Origin of the sequence: Maricaulis sp., from assembly GCF_030149235.1 — a bacterium.
Classification (GTDB): Bacteria; Pseudomonadota; Alphaproteobacteria; order Caulobacterales; family Maricaulaceae; genus Maricaulis.
In genome coordinates, this window is sequence record NZ_JASBRW010000084.1 from 1 (window position 1) to 3,284 (window position 3,284).

2 protein-coding genes and 1 pseudogene are annotated in these 3,284 nt (G+C 58.9%); 2 read left to right on the forward strand and 1 reads right to left on the reverse strand.

The features are described from left to right. Positions 1-445: 445 nt before the first annotated feature. Together Q1V51_RS12945 and Q1V51_RS12950 are read left to right on the forward strand one after the other, a co-directional pair. A pseudogene (locus tag Q1V51_RS12945) lies at positions 446-883 on the forward strand (IS30 family transposase); the annotation flags it as partial. Positions 884-1,639: 756 nt separating this feature from the next. Next, positions 1,640-2,752, forward strand: a complete 1,113-nt coding sequence (locus Q1V51_RS12950; RefSeq protein WP_300557017.1) for an NAD(P)/FAD-dependent oxidoreductase — start codon at positions 1,640-1,642, stop codon at positions 2,750-2,752. Here the strand turns inward: Q1V51_RS12950 and Q1V51_RS12955 are convergent. Next, positions 2,749-3,284, reverse strand: a 536-nt coding sequence (locus Q1V51_RS12955; RefSeq protein ID WP_300557019.1) for an autotransporter domain-containing protein, incomplete at its 5' end; no start/stop codon positions are given. The two genes, Q1V51_RS12950 and Q1V51_RS12955, sit on opposite strands and share 4 nt — an antisense overlap.

Genomic DNA, 3,284 nt, shown 5'->3' on the forward strand with positions numbered 1-3,284 from the left:
CCAGGGCCTGAAACACCACCGGCCCGGATTACCACGAGCCCGGCCCCGCAGCGGGAAAGGCTCTGCTTCCGCCGAGATCCACCGCAAATCCCTTCCCAGACGCGATAATCTGAAGTCCTAGAAAAGGACCAGGGGGAGAGGGATAAGGAACCACCTTTAGGTGAAATCCAAAGAAATCCAAGTATTTGCGTGGAGAATTCCCGTGCGGACCCCGTAAGTTCCCCGTGTAGATTCGCGGTTTTTCCTACGGGGTTTATGTGATGGATTTCATCCTGAAGTAGAGTTGCCTATCGCGCTCCCGGAAGATGCACGCTGAAGAATGAGCGTTCCCGAGTCGATAAAATTACCATAAGACGAATTATCGGTGTTGAAGCCGTGCGCGGGTAGATTCACAAATGAAGTGCAAATTCTGTATCAAAACAGAATGTTGCATGGAGGATCATGAATGGGACGCTGCTACCCTCACCCGAGTTTGGAAGAACGCCGCAAGCTTGCCAAGTGGCGTGAAGCCAAAATGCCTGTTCATGAGATTGCGGATCGGCTGGGTCGCGCGCCATCGACAATCTATCGCGAGCTGAATCGGAATTACTATGACGACAAGGAATTGCCGGAGTTGAACGGCTACTACGCGCTGAACGCTCAGGACATGTACGAGAAGCGCCGCGCTATTCATCGCAAGATGATCGTGCATCCTGAACTCAAAGCTGCCATCGAAGATCGGCTCAAGACCGGATGGTCCCCCGAACAGATTGCTGGTCGGATACGTCTGGAGCGCCACCCGATCCGCGTGAGCCACGAAACGATCTATCGCTTCGCCTATTCCAAAGATGGCCGCGACGAACAGTTCTACCGTCATCTGCCCGAGCACCGCAGACGCCGCCGGAAAAACGGCCAACTGTCAGATCACATCTGAACCACTACAGTTAAATGGATGGCCCTTTTGCGTCATCTCAATTTCAACAACTGCTCCATACTGTCAGTTGGATTTGCGAAGTAGCAAATCAACTCCAAGACCTCCCCCGGAAGGTCGTTCGTTTGATTTGAATTAACCTGCGTCCGGTTAGTGTTTTTTACATCCCCCGTAAGGCCATGGAAGGGTTCATCTTCTCTCAATAAGGCAAACAGGCATTGCCGCTTATGGCTCAGTTTTGCCTTTTCGTTCTGGTTCAGGGCATTGTCCACCACGCGAGGCTCCTACTCGATACCCCCAGTCAAATTGATAACTGAAGAACAGGGCGAAAATATGCCGTGATGCAGACTTGCCCTTCGCGAACCTATGCCAGCGTCGCAGTGATGGGCGGGATCGGGCCATTCTTCCTGAAAGAGGTCATGGGGCACAAGAAACTACAAACAACTTTGCGCTACAGGCATTTAGCAGATGAGGCAGTGCAGCGTGCGGCTGGATTGGTGGCAAGATACCAAGTCAAAGGAGCGAAACAATTCCGGGGCAGGTCCAGACACCCTCATGACGGGAATTCGATAAACAAATACCGGAGACTGGATCATTATGACCTGTCCCGATCCTCGCAATTTCCATCTCTCTGACGCTCGCGCTGCCCGAGCCTTTCGCGAGAAACTGGCGATCCCCTTTCTGCCAAGCTACCCTGCCGCAAAATCAATTCGCAAAAGGCGCAAACCCTTGGACACATTTGACGTCGATACCGCGGTTGCCGGCGCCGGGGTCATCGGGATCGCGATTGCGCGGGCCCTGGCGCTGGCCGGGAAGGATGTCCTGCTGCTGGAAAAGAACGGGCTGATCGGCGAGGAGACCAGCGCGCGCAATTCCGAGGTGATCCATGCCGGGATCTATTACGATCCCGGATCGTTGAAGGCCCAGCACTGCCTGAGGGGCAAGGCGCTGCTCTATCAGTTCTGCGAAGAACGCGGTGTGCCCTATCGCCGCTGCGGCAAGCTGATCGTGGCCACGGACGATCGGGAAGCCGGAAAATTGACCGGGATCGCGGACCATGCCCGGGCGAATGGCGTGGATGACCTGACACTGCTGGAGGGCCGGGACGCCGTGGCAATCGAACCGGTCCTCACCGCCGTTGCGGCGCTCAACTCGCCCTCGACCGGGATCATCGACAGCCATGCGCTGATGCTGGCGCTGCTTGGCGAGGCCGAGGCGCATGGGGCGCAGACCCTGCTCAGCGCCCGGATCATTGGCGGCGAGCTGGAGCCCGATGGCCGGGTGCTCCTCGAGATCGGCGGGCCGGACCCGATGCGCCTGCGGGCGCGCTCCTTCGTCAATGCCGCAGGGCTCTGGGCCACGGATCTGACCCGGCGGATCGACGGGATGCCCCCTGCCCCGGACCTGGAGCTTGTGAAAGGCAGTTATTTCACCCTGGCGGGCAAGGCCCCGTTCTCCCGGCTGATCTACCCGGTGCCACGTGACGGGGGGCTCGGGGTGCACCTGACCCTCGACCTTGGCGGGCAGGCCAAGTTCGGCCCGGACACGGACTGGCTTTCCGACAGTGATCCGGCCCAGATCGACTATGGTGTCGATGAGAGCCGCCGCGCCGCCTTTGCTGCGGCCATTCGTCAGTATTGGAACGGTATCCGGGAGGAAGACCTTCTGCCCGGATATAGCGGTGTCCGCCCCAAGATCGCCGGGGCCGCCTATCCCGATTTCCGTATCATGGGGCCCGACAGCCACGGGGCCGGGCCCCATGCTTTTCTCTACGGAATCGAATCCCCCGGCCTCACCGCCTGCCTGTCGATTGCCGAGGAGGTGGCGGGGATGTTGACCTAGAAGCTCACCCGGAACAGGAACGAGGCATCCACCTGGCTGTCGCTGCTCACGCCCAGTTCGACCGCACCGGTCATCAGATTGCCGCTTGCATTTTCCCTGAAGAAATCGACCCCGAGGAACCCACGTGCGGCAAACCCGTCATTGGCACTGGCTACCGAAACCGGCGTACCGGCCAGAAGGAAGTCGTTGGCATCCGCCGTGGCATATTGCATGTCCCCGCCATAGCGCAGCAGGAAGCCGCTCGGCAGCGGCTTTTCCAGCCCAAGCCGGGCCTCGGCCATGCTGGCCAAACGACTCTCAACCGTCAGGTTCGAAGACGATCCGGTTTCGGTATAGCCTTGGGAAAGAAGTCCGGTGTAGCGCAGGCGCAAGCTGCTGCCGGCCAGGCTGAAGGGTGCCTGCGTCGTCAGGGAAGGGCTGACAAAAATGCTGTCATAGCTGGCACGCGCGGTTTCCAGCCCGCCCGGCACCGCATTGTTCACCACGTCACGCTCGCTCGTATTATCCGAGACGCCGAAGGTGACCGCCAGCT